Here is a 23,538-nt window from a genome sequence, read left to right as displayed (position 1 = left end):
TGCGGTGAAGGTCCAGGTCGTCGATCTCGAATGGTGTGCGCACGCCGTTCCTCCTGGTGTTGACAGGCCGGGCAGGGCAAGCCGCGCGCCGCTGCAGCTTTGTGCAAGAGCCCGCCAGGATCGGGCAGGTGCCGGGGCAGGGCGCTTCCTAGGATGAAGCCCTCAGCAACCGGCGCCCAGCGCGCCACCGACGGGAGTCAACGACATGAGCAAGGTGTGGTTCATCACGGGCGCGGGCCGCGGCATCGGCGCCCACATTGCCAACGCAGCCCTGGCCGCCGGTCACCGGGTGGTGGCCACCGGCCGCAACCTGGAACAGCTGCAGCAGGCCTACGCCGGCCACGGCGAGCGGGTGCTGTGCCTGCGGCTGGATGCCACGCAGGAGGCGGACGCCGTCGCTGCGGTGGCGCAGGCCACCGAGCGCTTCGGCCGCATCGACGTGCTGGTCAACAACGCCGGCTACGGCCAGCTGGGCCTGTTCGAGGAAGTGGGCGCCGAGGACGTCGAACGCCAGTTCCAGACCAACGTCTTCGGCCTGATGCACGTCACCCGCGCGGTGCTGCCGGTGATGCGCCGCCAGCGCCAGGGTCATGTGTTCAACCTGTCGTCCATCGGCGGCTTCATGGGCTTCGACGGCGCCTCCGTCTACTGCGCAGCCAAGTTCGCGGTGGAGGGCTTCTCCGAATCGCTGGCCCCGGAAGTGGCGCCCTTCGGCATCCGCGTGACCGTGGTGGAACCGGGCTTCTTCCGCACCGATTTCCTGGATGCCAAGTCGGTGCGCTATGGCTCGCGCCGCATCGAGGACTACGCCGGCGCCTCCGGCCAGAACCGCTCCACCTACGAGGCCTACAACCACCAGCAGCCGGGCGACCCGGCGCGCCTGGGCCGGGTGATGGTGACGCTGGCCGACATGCCCGAGCCGCCGCTGCACTTCGTGGCCGGCAGCGACGCGGTGGGCTTCGCCGAAGGTGCCTTCGAGCGCCGCCGCGTGGAGCTGCAGGCCCATGCGGCGCTGTCGGTGACGACGGACGGGCAGTTCTGAGTCGCGTGGCGCGCCGGCTCGTCCACTGCAGCAGCCCGGCCGCGGCTGCTGCCACCGTGCGGCGCGCCTCGGTGCTGCGTTGCCGGCACCTCAACGCAACGCGGCCAGCATGCGGGCCAGCCGCTGCGCATGCCGCTGCAGCGCGGCGCCCACCTCGGCCCGCCGGTCTCCGTCCAGCCGGGCCGACACCGCGGCCACGCTGATGGCCGCCACCGGATGCGCGGCCGGCAGCGCCACGCCCACGGCGGCGGTGCCGGCGAACACCGGGCTGTCGAGGAAGGCGTAGCCGCGGGCCCGGCCTTCCTCCACCGCGGCGCGCACCTGCGCCGCATCCAGCGACGACAGCTTGGCATAGCGCGAGGCATTGGCGTCGATGACGTCCTGCGCCTCGTCCGGCGGCAGCTGGCACAGGATGGCCAGGCCGCCGGCGCCCACGCCCAGCGGCCGGCGGATGCCCACGTCCAGCGTCAGCGCCTTGATCGGATAGTCGCCCAGCGCGCGGGCGGTGCACACCGCCTCCAGCCCGCGGCGCTCGCTCAGGTACACGGTGTCCTGCGTCTCGTCGGCGATCTCGGCCAGCACCGGCTCGCAGTGCGCGGCCAGCTGCAGCCGCGGGTAGGCCAGCATGCCCAGCTCATGCAGCAGCGGCCCCAGGAAGTACTTGCGCGTCACCGGATGCCGCTCCAGCAGGCCTTCCACCTCCAGCCGCTGCAGCATGCGGAAGCAGGTGGAAGTGGGCAGCCCGGTGGCGGTGGCCACGTCGCCCAGCCGCATGCCGCCGCGCCCGCGGGAGGCCACGGCCCGCAGCAGGCCCACCACGCGCTCGATGCTCTGGGTGCCGTGGCGCGGCTCGGCCGATGGGGTGTGCTGTGTCATGGTTCGGGGCCTGCTGAAGAACGTTTCCACGATGCGGCAGAACCTGGGGTTCCACCCGAACGCCGCGGCGGGGCTTCCATCCTTCAATGGTAGGACAGGCCCACCGCAGGAGTTTCCACAACGTGACAACCACACCCACGCGCGTGCCGCAGACCATGACCGAGAAGATCCTCGCCCGCTGCAGTGGCCGGGCCTCGGTGCAGCCCGGCGACGAGATCGAGGCCCGGCCCGATTTCGTCATCAGCTACGACTTCCCCGGCTACACCGACGTGTTCTTCAAGGAAGCGCGGGAGGAGTTCGGCGTGCAGCAGGTGGCCACGCCCGAGCGCTACGTGCTGTTCATCGACCACATGATTCCCGCGGCCGCACCCAAGGAAGAGGAACTGCACCGCGGCACCCGTGCCTGGGGCGCGGCGCAGGGCGTGCCGGTGCATGAGCGCAAGGGCATCGGCCACCAGGTGTCGGCCGAGCTGGGCTATGCCACGCCGGGCGCCTTCATCGTGCACTTTGACGGCCATGTGAGCCAGCTGGGTGCCTTCGGTGCCTATGCCTTCGGCGCGCGCAAGGGCGTGCTGGAGGCCTATGTGTCCGAGACCATCGCGCTGCGCGTGCCGCCCACGGTGAAGATCGTGCTCACCGGCAGCTTGCAGCCCGGCGTGATGGCACGCGACGTGTTCCACCACCTGGTGCGGGTGATGGGTTCTTCGTCCTGCGCCTTCAAGGCGGTGGAGCTGTGCGGCCCGGTGATCGACGCGATGAGCATGGAAGGCCGCCAGACGATTTGCGGCCAGGCGATGTTCCTTGGCGCCACCACCATGCTGGTGGCGCCCGATGCCCGCACGATGGACTGGCTGCAGGGCCGCCAGCGGCTGCAGGTGCCGCCGGTGCAGCCGGACGAGGATGCGGTGTACGAGCAGGTGGTCAGCATCGACGTGTCGGCGCTGCAGCCCATCGTGGTGGTGCCGCCCAGCCCGGCCAACACCCGCGACCTGTCGGCCCACCTGGGGCTGGCGGTGCATTCGGGCTACCTCGGCTCCTGCGCCAGCGGCCGGCTGGAAGACCTGCGCATCGCGGCGGAGGTGCTGCGCGGCCGGCAGGTGAAGCCCGGCTTCCAGCTGCACGTGGTGCCCACCTCGCAGGCCATCATGGCGCAGGCCGCCAGAGAAGGGCTGATCGAGACGCTGGTGGAAGCGGGTGCGTTCATCAGCTCGCCCACCTGCGACTACTGCTACGGCCGCATCGCCACCATGGCCGACGGCCAGCGCGCGGTGTCCACCGGCACGCTCAACACGCCGGGCCGCATGGGCAGCGTGGATTCCGAGATCTACCTGTGCAATGCCGCGGTGGTGGCCGCTTCCGCGGTGGAAGGCTGCATCGCCGACCCGCGGCCCTACCTGGAGGCCACCGCATGACAGTCCTGCCCAACCTGCGCGGCCGCGTGGCCTGGGTGTTTGCCGACGACGACTTCGACATCGACCTCATCGTGGGCGTGCGCAACATCAAGATCACCGACCTGGACGAACTGGCCGGCCTGGTGCTGGCCGACCAGGCGCCCGGCTTCGCCGCCACGGTGCAGCGCGGCGACCTGCTGGTGGGCGGCCGCAACTTCGGCTATGGCCATCCGCACTATCCGGCCATGCGGGCGATGCGCCACCTGGGCATTGCCGGCGTGGTGGCCGAGTCGTTCTCGCCCGGCTTCTTCCGCGGCGAGATCAGCATGGGGTTCCCGCTGGCCACCTGCCCCGGCATCCTGGGCATGGCGCAACGTGGCGACCTGCTGGAAGTGGACTGGGCCGCGCAACAGGTGCGGCTGCCCGCCCAGGGCCGCTCGCTGCCGCTGCAGCCGCTGGGCGCGGCCGAGCAGGGCACGCTGGAAGCCGGCGGCCTGATTCCCTACCTCAAGGCACGGCTGGCCCGCGCGCAAGCCCGAACAGGAGACATGGCATGAGCCTGACCAACCGCCAGGAACTCCGCCGCCGCGTGCAGGGCGGCCCCACCTTCTGGTTTGCCGGCGCGCAGGATGCGCTGTCGGCCCTGCTGGTCGACCAGTCCGGGTTCGACGGCGTGTTCTCCACCGGCTTCGGCATCTCGGCCTCGCTGCTGGGCCAGCCCGACATGGAGCTCTACACGCTGAGCGAGAACGTGCAGGTGGTGGACCACATGGCCAACGTGGTGCGCAAGCCCATCTTCGCCGACGCCGACACCGGCTACGGCAACGTGCTGAACGTCGGCCGCACCGTGCGTGCGTTCGAGAAGGCCGGCGTGGCCGCGCTGTCCATCGAAGACCAGGTCAGCCCCAAGCGCTGCCCCGCGGCGGCCGCCCAGTCGCTGGTGGTGCCCGTCGCCGATGCGGTGGCGCGGGTGCGCGCCGCGGTGGATGCGCGGCAGGACCCTGACCTGCTGATCGTCGCCCGCACCGACGTGGCCGACCCGCAAGAGGCGCTGGACCGCGCCGCGCTGCTGGCCGAAGCCGGGGCCGACCTGATCCAGCCCATCTCACGCACCTTCAGCCGTTACGAGGACCTGGTGCGGCTGCGCGAGGTGTGCGGCCGGCCGCTGTCGCTGCAGCTGATGGAAGGCACCTGGATGGCCAGGCTGGACCGGGCGCAGATCGAATCGGTGGCGGCCTTCGCCACCTATCCCATCGTCACGCTGCTGAGCGTGGTGCATGCGATGCAGGCCAACCTGGCGGCGCTGTCCGCGCAGCGCGGCGTGCCGATGGGCGAGCTGCCCTGCGGCCGCACCACGATGGCCGACTTCAAGCACACCATCGGCTGGCATGTGCTGGAGCAGCGCCAGGCGGTGTACGAGCGGCCCGCAGAGACCGCCGCCTGACCGCGGTGCGGCGCGCCCGCCGGCCGCCCGCCATCCCTTCCGCAAGCCCCGAGGAGACCTCCATGCACGTCATCCGCCGCCGCGCCGTCGCCGCCGGCCTCATCGGCTCCGCCCTGCTGGCCGCGCTGCCTGCCGCGGTGCAGGCCCAGGCCGCCTTCCCCAGCAAGCCGCTGCGCATCATCGTGCCCTATCCGCCCGGCGGCGCCACCGACGTGGCGGCCCGGCTGCTGGCGCCGCGGTTGCAGGAGGAGCTGAAGCAGAACGTGGTGGTGGAGAACAAGCCCGGTGCCAGCGGCAACCTGGGCATGGTCTCGCTGCTGCAGAGCCCGGCCGACGGCCACACGCTGGCCATGAGCCTGACTGGCATGCTGTCCATCAATCCGGTGACCTTCAGCAAGGCCGGCTTCACCGCGGCCGATTTCGTGCCGGTGGCCCGGGTGTCGCTGGCGCCGCTGGTGCTGGTGGTGCCGGCGGATTCGTCCTTCAAGACCGTGGGCGACCTGGTGGCGGCCGGCAAGTCGGCCGGCAAGGGCGGGCTGCCCTACGGCTCGGCCGGCGCGGGCGGGCTGTCGCACCTGGCCTCCGAGATGCTCAATGCCCATGCGGACGGCCACTACACCCACGTGCCCTACAAGGGCGGTGCGCCGCTGGTGCAGGCGCTGATGTCGGGCGAGGTGAAGTGGGGCCTGCTGGGCACGGCCGATGCGCGCGGCTTCATCCAGTCGGGCAAGCTCAAGGCGCTGGGCCAGCTGCGCGCCAGCCGCTCCGAGCTGTGGCCCGACGTGCCCACGGTGACCGAGCAGGGCTACCCCGGCGGGGTCGACTTCGACGTGTGGTTCGGCCTGGTGGCGCCCGCGAAGACGCCGCCGGCCGCGGTGCAGCTGATCAACCAGAAGGTGGCTCAGATCGTCACCGAGCCCGAGTTCCGCAAGCGGCTGAACGAGATCGGCGGCGTGGCCCCGCTGACGGGCAACACCGCCGCCGCCTTCAACGAGGTGCTGCAGCGGGAGGTGACGGTGCTGTCCAAGGCGGCGAAGGACCTGGGCCTGCAGCTGGACTGAGGCCTGCCGCCGCGGCCGCCTCAGTCCGCCGCGAAGCAGTAGAACCGGCCCACGCCGCCGGTGCGGATCAGCGCCTCCGTGCTGCAGCCGGCGGTCTGGTGCGAGAAGTTCCAGCTGGTGGCCCAGTTCTCGGGCAGCGGGCCGATGCGGTCGTGGTGGCCGACGATGGCCGAGCCGTCGGTGCTGCTCGTCCAGGCCTTGCAGGTGGTGTCGGTCTGCGGCGCGAAGGCGGTGCCGTCGGCGCGCGAGCCGGTGAGCATGTCGTGCTCGTTGGGGTTGTCGCCGCGGCCCTTGACCACGTTGCCGCGCTCGTCCAGCGCGGTGGCCTTGCTCAGGTGGTTGCCGTTGTGCAGGTGCGCCAGGTCGCGGGCGATCAGCTCGCCCTTGGCGTTGTGCCAGGGGCCCTTGCCGATGCGGTCGCGCGCATGCACCGACGGCACGCCGGTGGGATTGCCGCCCCCCGGGAATTGCCCGGGCGTGCTGAGGTAGGCGCGCCAGGTGCGGCTGCCGGCGCCGGCGGCGCCGGCCAGCTTCTGGCAATGCGCGTCGGCGCCGGCGAGGCCGCCGAGGTCGGCTCCCTTGCCGCTGCCGACGCTGGTGACGAAGAACGTCATCGGTCCGCTGGACGGGCCGGTGGCGCAGGCGGTGAGGGCGGCCAGGGCGGCCAGGGACAGTGCGCGGTTCAGGCTCAAGACATCTCCTCCATGGGTCTGCATGCGGTGCCGATTACGCACCGCCTGCGCACCGCATGGTCTGAGGGACAACCCTTCCGCGCGGCGCCTTGCGCTGCGGGGCGGCGCATGGCCGGGGAGGCGGGCGGTGTCACGGTGGCGCCACGCCCGGGTCGGGCAGGCGGGGCAGGGCGCCGGGCGGCGCCGGTCCGCGCCGGGGCGCATCGCCCACCGCATATCCCCCCACCCACGAGACATCGCCCGAGGCGGAATCGGCCACCCGCATCCAGACGAAGCGGCAGGCACTGCAGCGGTACTGGAACATCACGCCGCTGGACAGGCCGCCCGGCTGCTTGCGCGCGCCGGTGGGCCGCAGGCCGGTGTGGCCCTCGGCGGGCGGCGAGCGCAGCAGTTGCTCGCAGGCATCGCACATCCAGCTGCGCGGGGCGGGCTGCAGCGCCTGCGCGTCAGCGGCGGGCATGCACCGGTCCGGCGGGGCGGCGGAGGAAGGAAAGCGCACGATCATGGTCGTCATCCTCTCGCAGGCATCGTGCCACCGACACGACCGGCGCGCGTGAGGACTCACCCGCAGGCCGGCTGCCCGCCAGGGCGTGGAACATCGCCTGCCTTCGGATGCGGCGCTCTCCGACGCGCAGCGGCCGGGCGGCGGGCCACAGTGGCGGCATCGCCGAACCAGGAGCGCACCATGGGCCGTACCGTCATTTCCGCTGAAGACCTGCGCGAGCTCATCCGCGAGGAAGCCGCCCGCCACGAGGCCTGTGCCGGCGTGCACTTCTCCGGCGTGGAGCCGCAGGAGCCCGATGCCTCCGGCTGCAGCTGGACCCTGGCCGGCGTGCGCGGCAGCGGCGACTCCGCCGCCACCGCCACCTGCGTGCAAGCCCTGACCGCGGCCATCGAAGGCCTGCAGTCCCGGTACAACCTGCCATTGACGCGCTGACGCGCACGCGGTCCTTGGCGACCAGACCATCGTGGGGAGAGCCGACATGGCGACCAGACTGATCACCACCCTGTGGTTCGACCACGGCCAGGCGCGGCAGGCCGCCGAGTTCTACACCCGCACCTTCCCCGACAGCCATATCGGCCGCGCGATGGTGGCACCGGGCGACTTCCCCGGCGGCGGACAGGCGGGCGCCGAGCTGACGGTGGAGTTCACCCTGATGGGCAGCCACTACCTGGGCCTGAACGGCGGCCCGGTCTTCCGGCCCAACGAAGCCGTCTCCTTCATGGTGGAGACCGAGGACCAGGAAGAGACCGACCGCTACTGGAACGCGATCGTGGGCCACGGTGGGCAGGAAAGCGAATGCGGCTGGTGCAAGGACCGCTGGGGCTTTTCCTGGCAGATCACGCCGCGCCAGCTGAACGACGGCATGGCCGATCCCGACCCCGCGGTACGCAAGCGGGTGTTCGACGCGATGATGACCATGCGCAAGATCGACATCGCCCGCATCGAGGCGGCGCGGCAGGGGCTGTAGCCACGAAAGGAAAGGGCGCCGGGCTTCGTCAGCCGTACCAGGCTCTTGTCCTCGGCCCGGGATCGGTTGTCGGAGTCCATGCCGCCAAACCATTCGACTACCCACTGAAGACGTGTTGGGTCCCGCCCGTCGGCGAGCCGGGCCGCCAGGGCTGCGTGCCGGTCAGCCGCTCGGCAACTGCAGCCCGTGCGAGGCCGCGTCGATGTCGGCCTGCAGCCTGGCATGTGCGTGCGCAGGCAGCTCGGCGCCACGCGCTGCCGTGCGCACCGCGTCGAGCTGCCGCCGCAGCGCGTCCCGCCGCCGCGCATCACGCGCGAACAGGCCGATGCGCGCCTGCATGCGGGCAAGCTCGGCATACACCTCGGCATGCGACCCCATGTGGCGCAGCAGCGGACTGAAGGCGCCTTCCAGCAAGGCGCCGAATGCCGGTGCCGGAAGCACCAGGCGCAGCCGGCCCTCCACCCGCCGTGCCGGCTCCGGCATGGGCCGCGATGCCAGCAGCGCCATGAGGTGGCCCAGCCGGTGGATGCAGGCGATTGCGGTGCTGGGATCGTGCACGCTGGGCGACAGTGCCTTCAGCGCCACGTCCACCAGTTGCTGGAGGCCATGGGCCACGTCCTGGTGCACGGTGCGTTCGGGCTGCAGCGTGAAGCAGCCGCACAGCATGTCGGCATCGGGCGGCGCGCCACCGAACACCTGGCACAGCGGCTCCTCACGCAGCACGAACTCGCCGACGGCCGGCACCACCTGGATGACCGCATCACACCGCGTGGCGGCGGCCAGCAGCGCATCGCCGTCGATCGACACCAGATAGCCGCTTGCAGGTGCGCGCACGGTCTGGCAAGGGCCGGACGGCAGTGCAGGCGCCGCGGCGGTGTCATCACCGCGGGTGGGCTCACCCACGTCGGCGGGGAACAGGCGATCGATTGCGGCCTCCGTCTCCTTGCTGATGCGACCGACGATGGAAGAGACCTGGATGGCCGACGCCACATGGTGGATGAAGTAGATGAGCAGTGCCACCGCAAACAGCGCCAGCATCACGCCGCCCAGCACTGCCAGCGAAGGCACGAAGTCGCCCTCGTCGCTGCCGCGGATCGTGCGCAGCACGATCAGGCAGTAGCTGAACACCGACACGAAGGCGCCCAGTACCACCTGCGTCGGCCGGTCCGACATGAAGTTGCGCAGCACCCGCGGCGAGTACTGGCTGGCCGCCAGCGACAGCGACACGATGGTGATGGAGAACACCACACCGGCCACCGTGATCATCGAGGTGGCGATGGCGCTGAGCATGCCGCGCGCGCCTTCCGCACCGGCACCGAACAGGCGCGGCCAATCTTCAGCGAGATGGGAGCCGGCCAGTGCTTGCGACTCGATGAGCAGCAGCGCCAGTGCGATGCTGCCGCACACCATCACGGCGGGAATGAACCACAGGCTGCCGAGCACCGACAGCCACACAGTGCGCAATCGGTTCATCCGGAAGCTCAGCGGATCAGCGGTCGACGCAGTCCACCCAGATCGACTCGATGTCCTTGAAGCGGCCCGTGGCGCCCCGAAGGTCGCTGATCTGTTCGCCCGGCTCCAGCAACGACGCGCGTTCCCAATAGCCCTCTTGCGTGAAGGTGCCTACGCGTGCCGTTGTGCCCACCATCACGCTGTCCCAATCACGCCAAGGCTTCCCGGTGCGGTCCATGTCCTTCAAGCCGACCGGTCCAAGCAAAACCAGTTGCTCGCCACGGTACTCCGTGCCATCGAAGAAGGTAACCCAGCAGCCGTTCCCAGCCGCCGCCGACGGTGGCACTGCAGGCCGCTCGGCCGGCAGTACCTGAACCGAAGGCGCCTGCGCCATGGCAACCCCACAAACCAGCAGGGCGAGTCCTGCCGACACGTGCTTAATCTTCATGAGTGCACCCCTTTAGGTGTGTGGTCAAGCTTCCTGGAACGCGACTTCGCGCTTGCCGCGGACGGCGGGCAACGCGACCAGCGCCACCAGGACGGCCGCGGCAATCAGCAGGCCCGCAGACAGCGGACGCTCGGCGAACGTGCCCCAGTCGCCGCGCGACAGCAGCAGCGCGCGGCGCAGGTTCTCCTCCATCATCGGCCCCAGGATGAAGCCCAGCAGCAACGGCGCGGGCTCGCACTGCAGCAGGTAGAACACATAACCCAGCACCGCGAACAGCGCCACCATGTACACGTCGAAGGTGTTGTTGTTGACCGAGTAAACGCCGATGCAGCAGAACACGCCGATGGCCGGGAACAGGAAGCGGTAGGGCACCGTCAGCAGCCGGATCCAGATGCCGATCAGCGGCAGGTTGAGGATCACCAGCATCAGGTTGCCGATCCACATCGACGCGATCAGGCCCCAGAACAGGTCGGGGTTGCTGGTCATCACCTGCGGGCCGGGCTGGATGCCCTTGATGGTCATCGCACCCACCATCAGCGCCATCACCGCGTTGGGCGGGATGCCCAGCGTCAGCATCGGGATGAAGGAGGTCTGCGCGCCGGCGTTGTTGGCACCCTCGGGCCCGGCCACGCCCTGGATGGCGCCCTTGCCGAAGCGCTCGGGCGTGTTGGAGATCTTCTTCTCCAGCGTATAGGAGGCGAACGACGACAGCAGCGAGCCGCCGCCCGGCAGCACGCCCAGCAGCGAGCCCAGCGCGGTGCCGCGCAGCACCGCGGGCGCGGCCAGCTTGAAATCCTCCTTCGTCAACCACAGTCCCTTCACCTCCTTGGTGAAGACCTCGCGCTGCTCGGCCGGCCGGCTGAGGTTGGCCACGATCTCCGCGAAGCCGAACAGGCCCATGGCCAGCGCCACCACGTTCACGCCGTCGGTGAGCTCGGGGATGTCGAAGCTGTAGCGCGGCACGCCCGAGATCACGTCGGTGTTGATCTGCCCGATCAACAGCCCCAACAGGATCATCGCGATGGCCTTGAGCAGCGAGCCCGAGGCCAGCACCACCGCGCCCACCAGGCCCAGCACCATCAGCGCGAAGTACTCCGCCGGGCCGAACTTGAAGGCCAGCTCGGTCAGCGGCGGCGCGAAGGCCGCGATCACCAGCGTGGCCACTGTTCCCGCAAAGAATGAGCCCAGGCCGGCGGTGGCCAGCGCCGCGCCCGCCCTGCCCTGGCGCGCCATCTGGTAGCCGTCGAGCGCGGTCACCACGGAAGCCGATTCACCCGGCACGTTGATCAGGATGGCCGTGGTGGAACCGCCGTACTGCGAGCCGTAGTAGATGCCGGCCAGCATCACCAGCGCGGGCGTGGCGTCCAGCGCATAGATGGATGGCAGCAGCATCGCGATGGTGGTCACCGAGCCCAGCCCGGGCAGCACGCCGATCAGGGTGCCCAGCAGACAGCCGACGAAGGCATACAGCAGGTTCTGCATCGTCAGGGCGGTCTGCAGCCCCAGCGCGAGGTTGTCGAGCATGTCCATGGGGCCTCCTTCAGCCGATGAAAGAGGGCCACACCGGCAGCGTCAGCGCCAGGCCCTTGATGAACACGAGCCACGAGCCCAGCGTCAGCACCACGCTGCCGATGGCCACATCGCGCCACGAGAACTGGTCGCCCGCGGCGCTGATGATGGCGATGAGGATGGGCAGCGCCAGCACCATGCCCAGCGTGGGCAGCGTCAGGGCGAACGACAGGATGGCCAGCACCACGATGGGCAGCGGCCGCCTGGACAGGCGGCCGAACTGCTGCTCCGGCGCCTGCCGGGTGGCCAGCCCGCGCACCAGGATCACCGCGCCCATCAGGGCGAGCAGGATGCCCAGGCCGAACGGGAAGTAACCTGGTCCAGGCCTGGCCGCCGATCCAAACGAGTACGAAGCGGCACCCACGGCAAAACAGATTCCGGCCACCGTGAACATCACGCCGGCCAGCAGGTCCTTCGTCAACTTGATCTGCATGGGGATTCCCTAGGCCGCAGCCGACAGTACATTTGCGCAAATGTATTTGCCATGGCCTTGCCGGCCAATACGCACTTTCACAGGGAACTTGCCGGGGCCTAGAGTTCGCTCAGTGGGCGACGGCTGCTGCGGTCGTCGGTGGACAGTTCCTGCAGCAGGCGGTCCAGGTCCTTGCTGAGTCGGCGCAGGCTGGCCGGATCCATGCGCCGTAGCGCGTCCGGCAGCACGCCGGAGAATGGCCCAGGCGCCTTGCGCAGCAGTTTTGCGCCGGCCGGTAGCAGCTCCAGCTGCACCGCGCGGCGGTCGCTGCCGCCGCGGTTGGCGGCAATTAGCTCACGCTCGATCAGGCCCTTGACAAGGTTGCTCGCGGTGGACTGGTGGATGTCCAGCGCCCGGGCCAGGTCGCCCACGCCGATGCCGGGGCGGTCGCGCACATGATTCAGGGCCCACAGCTGCGCCCCGCCCAGACCCACCTTCTTCTCGACCTGCGCGAAGTGGCTGCGGACCGCACCGAACACCTGCCGGAACTGTCGCAGCACCTGTCCCGCGGGATCGTCTTGTGTGCCGCCCTGCGCCGGGGCAGCCGGCCGCGGGCCGATCTTGCGTGTTGCCATGAGGACGATGATAGGGGTAGCCTGCGGGCACCTGGTGCCGGCGCAGGCCGCCCCTGGTCACAGGTCCAGCACGCGGTCCAGCACGTTGTTCTGAGGGTTTTCCACCGAGCCGTCGAGGATGCGGGCCACCGACACGTCGCGGCCATGGTAGGCACGGTTGGCGTCGCGGTCCAGCAATCACGTCGGTGACGCCCACCGACACGCCGGCGTACGCGCCCTGGGTGCCCGACCACACCACCACGTCCTGCACCTTGCCGGCCGAGGCCTAAGTGCGCTGGGAGTACGGACCGATGGACAGACCGGCATCGGCGCTGAGCGAGAAGTTGCGGTCCGAGCGGAAGCGTTCGACCGCGCGGTCGCTCATGAGCAGCAATGCCATCGACCCGGCGGACGCGCCGGCCTGCGCGCCCACGATCAGAGCACCACGTCCGTAGTCCGGCAGGATGAACACGCCCTTGGCGGTGCCGAGCAGCGCGGTCAGCCCGGGGTCGGCCTTCATGCGCTGCACCACCTGCACCGCATCCGACAGCTCGCGGCCCACCCGCGCATGCTCGTCCACCATGCGCTTGGCGAAGCGCTTGACTGTCGGATCGGTGGGACGATCCATGGCCAGCCGCCCGGCCGCCACCTCGGTGGCATTGGCGCGCGATGCCTGGCCACGAATGGGACTCAACGAGGCCTGCCCCGGTTGGGAATGCGGTTTGCAGCCGGGCAGGCGCATACCACCGCCTGGAGCCACCATGAAGTACTCCCGCTTCGCAGCAATGATCGTCACGTCCACCGTCGTCATGCTGGTGCTTATGTACCTCAACACCTATGCGCTGGCGCATGTGTATTTCAGCGAGACGCGGTTCTTCATGGCCCTGCTGATGGGGGCCACGATGGCCATCGTGATGCTGGCGTTCATGTGGGGCATGTACCCGCATCGCGGCGTCAATGCGGCCATCCTGGTCAGCAGCGTGCTGCTGGCCGCGGCCAACTTGTGGCTGGTCCGCAGCCAAGCCACGGTGGACCAGGTGTCGTGGATGAAGGCGATGATTCCGCACCACTCCATCACCATCCTCACCAGCGAGCGCGCGCACCTGGAAGACCCGCGGGTGCGCAAGCTGGCCGTCGGCATCATCGAAACCCAGCGGCGTGAGATTGCCGAGATGCAGGCGCTGATCGACGAGCTGCAGCTCCGCCGCTGACGCCCGCATGCACAGGCCCCGGTGCTGCGCCATCACCGCGTGCCCCGGTCGGCCGGAGACGACGCCACGGGCGAGTTCTGCAGGTTGCGCCGCCTCTCGCTCACCCAGTTGCGGCCGCCGAGAGCGTCAATGCGGCTTTCGTCGAAGCCGCGCACGTTGCGCATGGTCTCTCGGCCGACGTCCAGAGGTCGCCGTGTTCATGTCGACCAGCAGGTCGATGATCTGGCCAATGTGCTTGCTGGCCCGCACGGCGCGGTAGCCCTGCGAGGCACCTTGCCGGCATGGCCAGACTGGCGGCCAGCAACGGCCATGCCACCACCCGCAATGCGTTGGATGGGTTGATGGATCTTCATGCCAAGCCTAGGAATTGCCTGACGCCCGCTGCCGAAGCTGCTGGTTCACCTCGGCCGACAGCAAGATGGCCAGGCCGGCCGCGAAGAGCCACAGCATCAGCAGGATGACTGCGCCGATGCTGCCGTACGTGGCGCCGTAGCTGCCGAAGTACTTCGTGTACCAGGCAAAGCCCACCGACGCACACACCAGCAGCGCCACTCCGGTGATGCTGCCCGCGGTCAGCAGTTGGAAACGCTGGCGGCGGTTGGGCGCGAGGTGTTCGACCAAGGCAAAGGCCAGCAGCAGGCCTGCCAGGATCACGACCCAGCGGAAGGCAAGAAACAGCCAGCCCATTGCCCATGCCCCGCCCAGCCGGACCACCAGCCAGCCCTGCAGTCGGTCGCCCAGCACGATCAGCGAGAATCCGCCGATCACCAGCACCCCGAACAGCAGGCTCAGCCCCAGCGCGGTGAGCCGACCGCGCAGAAAGCCCCGGCTCTCGCGCACGCCATAGGTGCGGTTGAGCTGCCGCATCACCGCATACATGCCGGTGGACGTGATCCATAGCGAGCCGGCCAGTCCGGCCGACAACAAGCCGCCGCGCTGTTCGGTGGTGATCTCCTGCACCACATCGGAGAAGAGGTCGGCCGCATGGCCCGGCAACGCCTGGCGCAGCAGCTGCATCAGGGCCTGGTCCACCTGCTCGATCGGCAGGTAGGGGATCACGGCCATCACCACGATCATGGCCGGGAAGATGGCCAGCGTCATGTAGAACGCCAACGCGGCGGCGCCGTTGAGCACGTCGTCATGGCGTACCTTGGCCCACAGCGAGCGCATGAAGCCGACGGACGCGGCACCGCGCAGGGTTCTCATGTCCATCGGCGTGCCTGCCGGGTTGCACGGCACCGTGCTTGCAGCTTCGGCGCATGTTCTTCGACAACTGGCACGGCCTGCTGCGCACCGTCATCGCGGGTGGCGCCGCCTACGTATTCCTCGTGCTGCTGCTGCGCGGCTCGGGCAAGCGCACGCTGTCCAAGCTCAATGCGTTCGACCTCATCATCACCGCGGCCCTGAGCTCCACCCTGGCCACCATCGTGATGTCCAAGGACGTGGCGCTGGCCGAGGGCATGACGGCGCTGGTACTGCTGGTGGGTCGGCAGTGGCTCATCACCGGGCTGTCCGTGCGCTCGGCCCGGCTCTCGCAGCCGGTGAAGTCTGAGCCCAGGCTGCTGGTTCACCAGGGTCGCTTGCTGCCCGCGGCGATGAAGCATGAGCGTGTGACGGAAGACGAGGTCCATGCGGCGCTGCGCGCGCAACGAATAGGCCGGGTGTGCGACGCGGCCGGCGTGGTGATGGAAACCGATGGAAGCCTGAGCATGATCCCCGGAGGCGAGGGGGGCTGGCCCCATCGATGCGCTGCCCCCTGTGGACTCGTGACCAACGTGCATTGTCGCAACCATATTGCTGCAAATGTGTCCGACCCCAGGCTCTTACGCGGTGCACGAAGTTCAGGCGGGTGCCCCGCCGATCCGCGGGGCAGCATCGGCCGCGATGGACAGAGCAGCTGTGGCGCGAGCTCAGCTTTTACCCGTACATGGTCATCGCCAGATGGACGACCCGTGATTGATGACATGGATCGGTCGCTGGCTGAATGCAACGGCGTCGAACTGTGGCCACTGCAATGGCGCAGCGGCTCGGTGCCGTGCCGCGGCCCGCACACCGAACACCGCACGGTCCGCCTTGGGAATCTTGAGCTGCGTTTGCGTCGCGAACGACGGGTTGCTGGGGAGAGGCCCGTCGGCGTCCCCAAGCACCCCCGGTGCTGGCTGGCATCGCAACGGCTCCGCGCGTGCTGCAAGCCATCCCGGCCTGCCCAGCCTTCGTGCGGCGCAGCAGTGATGAAGGCCGCCTCCGGCTCAGCGGTTGCTGCCCTGTCCGGCCGATGCTGCTTCGTCAGTGGCGGCCGCCGCGGAGGCTGCGGGAGCGGCGGAGGCAGTAGAAGCCGCGGAAGCCGCCCCGGAGGCCACAGGCGCCGCGTTGGCGCCGGCATCTGCCGAGGGCTGCCTCGACGGCGTCATGCGCCACAACGTATTCGAGAGGTCGTCCGCCACCAGCAGCGCGCCGCGGGGGTCCACCGTCACGCCCACGGGGCGGCCGCGCGTCTTGCCGTCGTCCCCGAAGAACCCGGTGACCACATCCACCGGATCGCCGGCCGGGCGGCCATCCCGGAAGGGAATGAAGATCACGCGGTAGCCGCTGGGCGGATCGCGGTTCCAGCTGCCGTGCTCGCCCACGAACAAGCCTTGTGCAAACTGCTGGCCCATGGCGGGCGTCGAGAAGGCGAGGCCCAGCGTGGCCACGTGGGAGCCCAGGCCGTAGTCGGGCCGGATCGCCGCGGCCACCTTGGCCGGATCCTGCGGTCGGACCCGGGTATCGACGTTCTGGCCCCAATAGCTGTACGGCCAGCCGTAGAACCCGTTCTCCTTCACCGACGTCACGTAGTCCGGCACCAGGTTGGGCCCGATCTCGTCGCGCTCGTTGACCGCCACCCACAGCTGGCCCGATCCAGGCTGGACGGTCAGCGCCGTGGGGTTGCGCAGGCCGGTGGCATAAGGGCGATGGGCGCCGGTCTCCGCGTCGATCTGCCAGACCATCGCCCTGTCCACCTCGGCCGGCATGCCGCGCTCGGTGATGTTGCTGTTGGAGCCGATGCCCACGTACAGGAAGCGCCCGTCGGCGCTGGCGGTCAGCGCCTTGGTCCAGTGGTGGTTGATGGCCGACGGCAGGTCGGCCACCTTGACCGGCGGGCCGCCGGCCGTGAACTGTCCGGGCTGGTAGTCGAAGCGGACGAGTGCGTCCTGGTTGGCCACGAAGAGCCGGTTGCCCACCAGCGCCAGCCCGTAAGGTGCGTTCAGGTCCTTGGCGAAGACCGTCCGCGATTCATAGACGCCATCGCCATCCGCATCACGCAGCAGCGTCAGGCGGTTGCCGCCTTTGACCGACGTCGTGCCGCGGGCCTTGATGACGCCGGCAATCATGTCCTTCGGTGTCAGCGCGGGAGCGCCACCCCCGCGTCCTTCGGCCACCAGGATGTCGCCGTTGGGCAGCACCAGCGTCTGCCGCGGGATTTGCAGGTCGGTGGCGATGGCCGTGATGGTGTATCCCTCGGGCACCTGCGGGCGGCGATCCCCCCACAGGGCCGGCTCGGCAATCTTCATCGAGGGCAGCAGGCCGCGCTGCGGCTCGGGCAGCCTGGGCTCGGCGCCATACACCGGCGGCTCCGCACTGCCGGAGCAGGCAGCCAGGAACACGAGCGGAAGGAGCGCCGCGACGCCGTGCTTGACGGGGGTCATGCGCGCACCCCGCTTCGCTCGAAGCTGAGACTGAGCCAGCTGGCCACCGCCATCAGGGCGAAGACGATCACCGCGAGCACCAGGCCCTCTGGCAAGGTGGCGCCGGCGTCCTTGGCATGCACCAGCGAATTGACGAAGCCGATGATCCAGCCCGCCAGCAGCAGCGCGCCGGCCAGCACCGGGCGGCGCCGCCTGCGATGGGCGCTGACCATCGACAGCACCGACCAGAGCAGCGCCAGGCCGCTGAGCAGCAATGCGCCCGCGTTCAGCCAGGAAGCGAAGTTCTTCCACTGCACCTGGTCGCTGTTGGCATAGGCGATGTCGCTCATCAGCACGCCAAGGAACATGGGCACGCTGCCAGCCAGCAGCAGCACATGGAGCGGATGCAGGGGCCGGTGTACGGCCACGCTTGTATCGAAGGTTGCGGTGGTCATGCAACCCTGGGGCAATGCGCGTGCCTCATGCAGCGCCATGTTGCAAAGCACGGCGTGCGCGTGGCGTCGGTCGCGGCCCGGCGGGTGGCGCGTCAGCGCGGACACCCTTGGCGGAAGCGGTGGCTGTCAAGCCCCGCGCCAGTTCTGGGCTAGCGGGGAGGGTACTCCTCAACCCACCGGTTTATCCGCCGGTTGTCGTCGCAAGCCTTTGGCGTGGGTTGTGGCGGGTCCATTTGCCGGCGACATGGACTGGCGCCATGGCTTGAGGTGTGCTTCCCGTGGGCTTCTGCCCGCGCGGCCGCAGTTGAGACTTCGTCGACCAGCCCGAGAGATCCCGATCTGGTCCACGGCGTGTTGGCCTTGCTGTAGGTCTACGGTAGCGCTTCGATCGTCGGGTACAGGCGCGGCTTACGTTCAGACGGAGAACGGCCGGTGGGTAACGACGGCCTTTCGAACCGAGCTCGCTTGACAGGAGACCACCCGGAGAGCCATGCCATCGCCGGCCGCGTTCATCGACCGTGCGTCCGACGATCGTCACACGACCTGCGCTTGAACGTCAGCGATGGCGGTAGACGGCGCGTGCTTGGGCTGACTTGGTTGTGAACGACTCGCCTTCGTGCTGCTGGGATGACCGAGTACCGCGGTCCAGTTGTTCGAGGGCGACTCGCGCGCATCGCAGCATGTGGGGCTCGGCCGGCGCTATGCGCTGTAATGTCCGCACGTACGCTTCGTGTTCAGACCTGACGTAGCGAAACGTTCTCGCACCGAGGCGGATAGGTCTCGGGAAGCCCGGGTCTTCAGCACAGATGCGCTGTAACTGTCGCTTGGAGACGGCATAGACCTGCTTTGCCAACTCGTCCAGGGACAGCAGGTGCGTGGGGTCAGCAGTCACGGCGCTTCTCCTTGACAGCGACCGCTTCGCCAGCGGTCGCGCAGCGCAACAGGGATGTGCCTCCATCGTAGAACGAACAGCGATTGATCGGCGCGATGAAATTCAGACGAAAATCATCGCGTTGACGAAACGCGTGCGGCAGGTGCCGTGCTGCACGCCCAATCCAGCTGAGCGTCAAATGCTTCTTGGGGAAGCAGGCCGACGCGGCGCGCCCAGTGAGCCTTGTCCAAGCTTGGCGCAGGCATGCGCAAGCTCGCCGTGCCACGCTGCAACCACAGCGTGGCAATCGGCTCCGCAACGGGGGTAACTGAAGGCAGCAGACGCTGAGCAGCGCCTGCCGCCTGCACAGCCGCACATCGAGGCTCGAGCGGACCAGTGTGCCGGATTGGCTGCGCGGATCCGACGACGGTTGATGTTCTCCCTTGGGTTGCGGAGCACCTCCTTCTCAAGACCGGACGTTCGTCTGCGTGCACTTTCGGCCACAACCTGACTTTCGAGTTAGGAGCCCCGACGTTTGGTCAAGCCTGTTACCGCACCTTCCGCACCCGCTCGGCAAACACATCAGAAGGCACAGGGTGGCGGCCCCAGTCCCCGACTATCCCAACGCCGGACTTTTGACGAGTCTCAGCGTTGAGGTCAGCATCCGCTTTGCCGTCACAAGACTCCCGTCTTCGTCGCTTGGGGATGCCAAAAACGACTGAAAGCAGGTTCGTCGAATTCGCTTGTTCGCATCATGTTGATCCATGACCATCAGGGCGCGACATGTAAGCCGGCCTGCAAGCCGGTGGCATGCGGCAGACCTCACTTCAAACCTACATAAGGGCTACCAATGGACAGGAGACAACATGCAATGCGGCGATGGGCTGGTGCAACCGCTGCGATGGGATGCATGGCCGCAGTGGGTGCCAGCGCCCAGCCGTACCCGGAACACGTGCAGAAGCACCTCGATTCGGCGACCATGAATGCGATGGGTGACGAGGGCTTGCTCAACTACATCCGGCGCAACCAGTGCTTCGAGGTCGAGGACTCGACCTGGCGCACCTGGGCCCGCTCGAAGGACAGCATCCGTGTGCCGCTGACCCAAGTGTTCGACGACCTGTGGATGATCGGCACGCAATACACGGCCTCGTACTTCCTGAAGACGGCAGACAACGGCGTGATGCTGATCGACGCGCTGAACAACACGGCCGATGCGGACAACTACCTGATCCCCGCCCTGAGGCAGCTCGGCCTGCCCCTGCGCGGCATCTACATTACCCACGGCCACGGCGACCACGACGGTGGCGTCAACCGGCTGAGACAGGTATTTGGCAACGACTGGCCGGTGTTCCTGGGCTCGGGCGACGTGCCCGGCAAGGCTTATCAGCCTACGCCCATCGACTCGTCAAGCGACGGCGTGCAGCAAGTGACCATCGGCGGCACCACCTTGTATGTGCAGGCCACACCGGGCCATACCCCGGGCAACCAGATCTCGCTGATTCCGGTGCACCACAACGGGACCACAATCAAGCTGGTGATGAACTGGCGCTCTGCCGTGCCGGCCTCGTCGGCCAATTCCAAGCTGTACGTGCAAGGCCTGGAGAAAGTCTGGCGCATGATTGACCAGTACGGCGCGGTGGGCACCATCCACACTCATGCGATATCGGACGCGACGCTGCCGGCCATCGAGCAGATTATGGCCACTGGTGACCGCACGCGCACGCCGCTGGTATTCGGCCTCGAGCGCACCAAGCGGGCCGCGGTGGTGGCGCGCGAGTGCGCAATAGCCCGTGCCGCGCAGATCGATGCCACGGCGGTCTGGGACATCTGGCGTGCCACCCAGGTGAAGTTCGTCGGCCAAAGCCCTTCGCCCACGCAACTGGCGGCACGCGTGAGCAGCGCATGGGGGCCGGTGACGAATCAACCGGTGTCCTTCAGCACCGGATCGGGCGCCACCTGCACGGCGACCACCGACGGCAACGGCGTGGCGACCTGCACGAACCTGCCATCGCTGGCACCGCGTGAAATCGTGGTGGCGCGCTTTGCCGGCTCCACCGCCGATGCCGGCTTTGTCGACCTGCCGGGCGTCGCCGAGGCGACCTCGTCCAGCCTGGCCTGCGACATCGACAACAACGGCAAGGTGGATCGTTTCGACCTTAGCCGCATCACCGCGGTGCTCGGGTCCTCGGTGCCGGCAGGCGATGCGCGCGATGTGAACGCCGACGGCAAGGTCACCGTGGCCGATGCCCGCATGTGCACCGTCAAGTGCACCAACGCGCAATGCGCACCTTAAACGACCACCGCCTGCGTCGCGCAGAGCCGCCTTCCCAAGGACATCCCATGCCAATTAACTGTATCCGGCTTGCGGCCTGCATCGCCGCTGGCGTCGCCACCCTCACTGTGCCAGCCATCGCTGCCGCCACCAGCCTCACCTTGTCCCAGTACACCGCCACGGCCTCGCCCGCCACCGTCTTCGTGCTGGACGTCGGCGTGGCCGACGTGGTGGCCGGCAGCGCCGTCGGGGCCTACGACATCACCCTGCACTACGACGCGAGCCTCTGGTCGGCGCGCTCGGTGGACTTCAACTCGTTTCTCAGCGGTTCCGATCCCATGGGCTCGATAGCCACCGCGGATTTCAGCGTGCTGGGCAAGGTGCAGCTGCAGGAGGTGTCGTTCGTGACGCCGCTCGATCCGCAACCGCTCGACGTGCTGCAACCGCAGTCGTTTACCTTCGCGACCATCCGGTTCGCCGCGGTGGGCCAGGGCACCAGCGGGTTCGGCTTCAGCCAGGCCGCGCTATACGACGCCTGGGGCGATCCGATGGCCGTCACCGCCGTGCCGGAGCCCAGTTCGATGGTGCTGGCGGCGCTCGGCCTCGCCGGCCTGGGTCTGCGGCAGGCTCGGCAGCGCCGCGCCCGCACGAGCGGTTGAAGCCGACGGCAGGCTGCATGAACGCCGCTGCACGATGCGCCCGGGCCGCGCTCATCACTGCGTCGGCCAGCGCCTGCTGCACCGCGGCTCTGGCCATGAGCGACGCTCCCGGTGACTGCAGCATGCCGGCCGGTGAGTCCGTGGTGTCGCAGCCGCGGCTGCGCTCGGCGCTGCGCACGCCGGGGCTGCCCACGATCGGCACCGTCGCGCTGCTGCGCAGGGGTGATTCGGCCACCGTGTTGACCTGGACCGATCCGGCCGGCAACACGGTCAAGCTGCTGGCCGTCATCGGCAGCGCAGGCAGCTCACCTGCATCGCCGTCATACCAGGTGCAATGGTGCGCACAGCAAACGCCATTGGGCCGGCTGGCATCCATCGCAGCGTTGGAAGAGGCCTACGCGATGGTCTTCCAGCTGCCGGCGATGGCGGCCTACTCGCTTCATGTCGAAGGCGCGGGTGCGGACCCCGCGAAGGCACCCACGGTGGTGGGCAGCCAGGCCAAGGTGCTGCAGGGCATCGCGGCCTGGCGCGGCGCTCTGGTGTCGCGAGCGCAGGCCGAGGGCCATGCGCCGCCCTTCCGCCCGTGGTGCAGCGTGGTGCTCCAAGCGGCCGACGCAACGGTCGGCAATGAAGGATTTGCGGGCCCTCAGGGCGTGGCGGTGCGTCGGCTGATGCAGCAGGTGACACCCGATCCGCATGCCGTGGCCGTCACCGTGCTGTACGAGGCGGTGCCACCGCCCGAAGGCGTGTCGATGTCGTTCTCGCGCGAACCCCACCATGCGTGCAGCGCGCCGGTCGACCGGCAAGGGCGGGCGGCTTGCCAGCTCTACGACCAGCACGGCCACGACAACGCGGCCCATGCCAACCAGCCGCCGGCACGGACGGTGGCCACCTTCAGCGGCGCCGTGCGCCCCGAGGCGGTAATCCTGCCCACGACCTTGGTCTATTGACGCGGGGCCGCCCGTACCGGGAAGCGCGGCGCCTGCCCAGCCAGCACCGACTTGATGTCGTGCCAGGCGGTGCTGCCCACGTTTAACAGAGCCTGGTCCGTCTGCCCGGCGATGTGCGGCGTCAGCAGCAGGTTGGGCACGTCGGACAGCGGCCGGCCACCAAAGCGCACGTCCGCGCCGCCGGCCTGCTCGGCATCGGCCACGTCGAGCGCCGCGCCGGCGATCCTGCCTTGCGACAAGGCGTCGACCAAAGCCGCTTCATCGATCAGGCCGGAGCGCGCCGTGTTGATCAGCAGTGCATGCGAGGGCATGCGGGCCAGGCGCTCGGCGGAGATCATGTGGCGGGTGATGGGCGTCAATGGCGCATGAAGGCTCACAACGCCGGCATGCGACAGCAGGTCGTCCAGCGACGTCAGCCGCACCCGGTGCTCATCGGCCGCTGCTGCATCGGCGAAGGGATCGTGCACCCAGACCTCCATCGAGAAGCCCCGGGCGATGCGGGCCACCAGCTTGCCGATCTCGCCGAAGCCGACGATGCCCATGATGCGGCCGCCCAGTTCCTGCCCCACCAGATGCTGCTTGGCCTTGGGCCAGGGCTGGCTGCACAGGCCGAGATGGGCTCCGACCACCCGGCGGCCCAGTGCCAGCACGAGCGCGAACACATGCTCGGCGACCGCGTTGGCATTGCCGCCCGGGCAGTATGTAACGGCAATGCCCTTCTCCAAGGCGGTGGCCACGTCGACGGTGTCGAGCCCGGCGCCGTGGCGCGCGATGACCTTCAGCCGGGGTGAAGCCACGATGCGCGCAGCCGGGAAGCGCTCGCTGCGCAGCATCACCGCATCGACACGATACGCCACGGACTCGTACGCCACCGCCGTCGGGCCATAACCCAGCAACAGATCGGCACCGGCCGCGATCTCGCGCAGTACCTGCGGATGGATCGGTTCGGAGACGTAGACGGTCGACATGTCGGCCACCACGT

Annotated in this window: 25 protein-coding genes and 1 pseudogene; 12 read left to right on the top strand and 14 right to left on the bottom strand. The window is 68.9% G+C overall.

The features are described 5' to 3' along the window. The first annotated feature begins 205 nt into the window (after nt 1-205). Nucleotides 206-1,042, top strand: a complete 837-nt coding sequence (locus VO99_RS22850) for an oxidoreductase (RefSeq protein ID WP_046115244.1) — start codon at nt 206-208, stop codon at nt 1,040-1,042. Between the two features lie 90 nt (nt 1,043-1,132). On the opposite strand, the gene VO99_RS22845 is transcribed toward VO99_RS22850, so the two are convergent. Then, nucleotides 1,133-1,918, bottom strand: coding sequence for an IclR family transcriptional regulator (locus VO99_RS22845; protein ID WP_046115243.1), 786 nt, complete (start codon nt 1,916-1,918; stop codon nt 1,133-1,135). Between the two features lie 122 nt (nt 1,919-2,040). Between VO99_RS22845 and VO99_RS22840 the strand changes: the two genes are divergently transcribed. From VO99_RS22840 to VO99_RS22825, 4 genes are all read left to right on the top strand, one after another. Then, nucleotides 2,041-3,330: a 3-isopropylmalate dehydratase large subunit gene (locus tag VO99_RS22840; RefSeq protein ID WP_232315479.1), complete on the top strand. Its 1,290-nt coding sequence runs from the start codon at nt 2,041-2,043 to the stop codon at nt 3,328-3,330. Continuing rightward, the gene (locus VO99_RS22835) at nt 3,327-3,866 is read left to right on the top strand and encodes a 3-isopropylmalate dehydratase small subunit (RefSeq protein WP_046115242.1); all 540 of its coding nucleotides are present in this window, start codon (nt 3,327-3,329) and stop codon (nt 3,864-3,866) included. The genes VO99_RS22840 and VO99_RS22835 overlap by 4 nt, the downstream gene beginning before the upstream one ends. Continuing rightward, on the top strand, nt 3,863-4,753 hold the full coding sequence (locus tag VO99_RS22830) for an isocitrate lyase/PEP mutase family protein (RefSeq protein WP_046115241.1): 891 nt from the start codon (nt 3,863-3,865) through the stop codon (nt 4,751-4,753). Before VO99_RS22835 ends, VO99_RS22830 begins: the two co-directional genes overlap by 4 nt. Before the next feature lie 62 nt (nt 4,754-4,815). Next, the gene (locus tag VO99_RS22825) at nt 4,816-5,814 is read left to right on the top strand and encodes a Bug family tripartite tricarboxylate transporter substrate binding protein (protein WP_046115240.1); all 999 of its coding nucleotides are present in this window, start codon (nt 4,816-4,818) and stop codon (nt 5,812-5,814) included. A gap of 20 nt (nt 5,815-5,834) precedes the next feature. Here the strand turns inward: VO99_RS22825 and VO99_RS22820 are convergent, their stop codons facing one another. Both VO99_RS22820 and VO99_RS22815 read right to left on the bottom strand, forming a co-directional pair. Beyond that, nucleotides 5,835-6,530 (bottom strand): hypothetical protein, encoded by a 696-nt coding sequence (locus tag VO99_RS22820; RefSeq protein ID WP_052736567.1) that lies wholly within the window; start codon nt 6,528-6,530, stop codon nt 5,835-5,837. A gap of 106 nt (nt 6,531-6,636) precedes the next feature. After that, nucleotides 6,637-6,966, bottom strand: coding sequence for a hypothetical protein (locus tag VO99_RS22815; RefSeq protein WP_157039722.1), 330 nt, complete (start codon nt 6,964-6,966; stop codon nt 6,637-6,639). 225 nt (nt 6,967-7,191) lie between these two features. On the opposite strand from VO99_RS22815, the gene VO99_RS22810 reads away from it, so the two are divergent. After that, nucleotides 7,192-7,443 carry a hypothetical protein gene (locus VO99_RS22810; RefSeq protein ID WP_046115238.1) on the top strand — a complete coding sequence of 84 codons (252 nt, stop codon included), beginning with the start codon at nt 7,192-7,194 and terminating at the stop codon, nt 7,441-7,443. Nucleotides 7,444-7,489: 46 nt separating this feature from the next. Beyond that, nucleotides 7,490-7,978, top strand: coding sequence for a VOC family protein (locus VO99_RS22805; RefSeq protein WP_046115237.1), 489 nt, complete (start codon nt 7,490-7,492; stop codon nt 7,976-7,978). Between the two features lie 162 nt (nt 7,979-8,140). On the opposite strand, the gene VO99_RS22800 is transcribed toward VO99_RS22805, so the two are convergent. The 6 genes from VO99_RS22800 to VO99_RS22775 all read right to left on the bottom strand — a co-directional run bounded on the left by VO99_RS22800 (nt 8,141) and on the right by VO99_RS22775 (nt 13,284). Next, nucleotides 8,141-9,451, bottom strand: a complete 1,311-nt coding sequence (locus VO99_RS22800; RefSeq protein ID WP_083440848.1) for a DUF2254 domain-containing protein — start codon at nt 9,449-9,451, stop codon at nt 8,141-8,143. Between the two features lie 16 nt (nt 9,452-9,467). After that, nucleotides 9,468-9,878: a beta/gamma crystallin domain-containing protein gene (locus VO99_RS22795; protein ID WP_046115236.1), complete on the bottom strand. Its 411-nt coding sequence runs from the start codon at nt 9,876-9,878 to the stop codon at nt 9,468-9,470. A gap of 24 nt (nt 9,879-9,902) precedes the next feature. Beyond that, nucleotides 9,903-11,408, bottom strand: coding sequence for a tripartite tricarboxylate transporter permease (locus tag VO99_RS22790; protein ID WP_046115235.1), 1,506 nt, complete (start codon nt 11,406-11,408; stop codon nt 9,903-9,905). Nucleotides 11,409-11,418: 10 nt separating this feature from the next. Then, a complete protein-coding gene (locus VO99_RS22785; RefSeq protein WP_046115234.1) occupies nt 11,419-11,880 on the bottom strand; it encodes a tripartite tricarboxylate transporter TctB family protein in 462 nt (153 codons plus the stop codon). A gap of 98 nt (nt 11,881-11,978) precedes the next feature. Continuing rightward, the gene (locus VO99_RS22780; protein WP_083440847.1) at nt 11,979-12,494 is read right to left on the bottom strand and encodes a MarR family winged helix-turn-helix transcriptional regulator; all 516 of its coding nucleotides are present in this window, start codon (nt 12,492-12,494) and stop codon (nt 11,979-11,981) included. 265 nt (nt 12,495-12,759) lie between these two features. After that, entirely contained in the window at nt 12,760-13,284 is a 525-nt protein-coding gene (locus tag VO99_RS22775; RefSeq protein WP_083440846.1) for a DUF4142 domain-containing protein, read from the bottom strand. Here VO99_RS22775 and VO99_RS22770 point away from each other — a divergent pair. Continuing rightward, entirely contained in the window at nt 13,235-13,684 is a 450-nt protein-coding gene (locus VO99_RS22770) for a DUF305 domain-containing protein (protein ID WP_046115232.1), read from the top strand. The two genes, VO99_RS22775 and VO99_RS22770, sit on opposite strands and share 50 nt — an antisense overlap. A 360-nt stretch (nt 13,685-14,044) precedes the next feature. Here VO99_RS22770 and VO99_RS22765 read toward each other — a convergent pair whose 3' ends face one another. Beyond that, a complete protein-coding gene (locus VO99_RS22765) occupies nt 14,045-14,896 on the bottom strand; it encodes a YihY/virulence factor BrkB family protein (RefSeq protein WP_046115231.1) in 852 nt (283 codons plus the stop codon). A gap of 47 nt (nt 14,897-14,943) precedes the next feature. Here VO99_RS22765 and VO99_RS32015 point away from each other — a divergent pair. Then, nucleotides 14,944-15,351 (top strand): annotated as a pseudogene (locus VO99_RS32015) (DUF421 domain-containing protein); the annotation flags it as partial. Between the two features lie 582 nt (nt 15,352-15,933). Here VO99_RS32015 and VO99_RS22760 read toward each other — a convergent pair. From VO99_RS22760 to VO99_RS31485, 3 genes are all read right to left on the bottom strand, one after another. Next, nucleotides 15,934-17,370, bottom strand: a complete 1,437-nt coding sequence (locus tag VO99_RS22760; protein WP_083440845.1) for a PQQ-dependent sugar dehydrogenase — start codon at nt 17,368-17,370, stop codon at nt 15,934-15,936. Then, nucleotides 17,367-17,804: a DUF2231 domain-containing protein gene (locus VO99_RS22755; protein WP_046115230.1), complete on the bottom strand. Its 438-nt coding sequence runs from the start codon at nt 17,802-17,804 to the stop codon at nt 17,367-17,369. The genes VO99_RS22760 and VO99_RS22755 overlap by 4 nt, the downstream gene beginning before the upstream one ends. Nucleotides 17,805-18,360: 556 nt before the next feature. Further along, complete coding sequence (locus VO99_RS31485) at nt 18,361-18,696, bottom strand: helix-turn-helix transcriptional regulator (RefSeq protein WP_232315478.1); 336 nt, start codon at nt 18,694-18,696, stop codon at nt 18,361-18,363. An 889-nt stretch (nt 18,697-19,585) separates the two neighbouring features. Between VO99_RS31485 and VO99_RS22750 the strand changes: the two genes are divergently transcribed. The 3 genes from VO99_RS22750 to VO99_RS22740 all read left to right on the top strand — a co-directional run bounded on the left by VO99_RS22750 (nt 19,586) and on the right by VO99_RS22740 (nt 22,556). Then, on the top strand, nt 19,586-20,968 hold the full coding sequence (locus tag VO99_RS22750) for an MBL fold metallo-hydrolase (RefSeq protein ID WP_046115229.1): 1,383 nt from the start codon (nt 19,586-19,588) through the stop codon (nt 20,966-20,968). 47 nt (nt 20,969-21,015) lie between these two features. Continuing rightward, a complete protein-coding gene (locus tag VO99_RS22745; protein WP_198157033.1) occupies nt 21,016-21,606 on the top strand; it encodes a PEP-CTERM sorting domain-containing protein in 591 nt (196 codons plus the stop codon). Nucleotides 21,607-21,701: 95 nt separating this feature from the next. Further along, the gene (locus tag VO99_RS22740) at nt 21,702-22,556 is read left to right on the top strand and encodes a hypothetical protein (protein WP_157039720.1); all 855 of its coding nucleotides are present in this window, start codon (nt 21,702-21,704) and stop codon (nt 22,554-22,556) included. Here the strand turns inward: VO99_RS22740 and VO99_RS22735 are convergent. Next, nucleotides 22,550-23,524, bottom strand: a complete 975-nt coding sequence (locus VO99_RS22735; protein ID WP_046115255.1) for a hydroxyacid dehydrogenase — start codon at nt 23,522-23,524, stop codon at nt 22,550-22,552. The two genes, VO99_RS22740 and VO99_RS22735, sit on opposite strands and share 7 nt — an antisense overlap. Nucleotides 23,525-23,538 lie beyond the last annotated feature (14 nt).

It is taken from the genome of Aquincola tertiaricarbonis (assembly GCF_000969605.1).
Classification (GTDB): Bacteria; Pseudomonadota; Gammaproteobacteria; order Burkholderiales; family Burkholderiaceae_C; genus Aquincola; species Aquincola tertiaricarbonis.
This window is presented reverse-complemented; position numbering and strand designations above follow the sequence as displayed.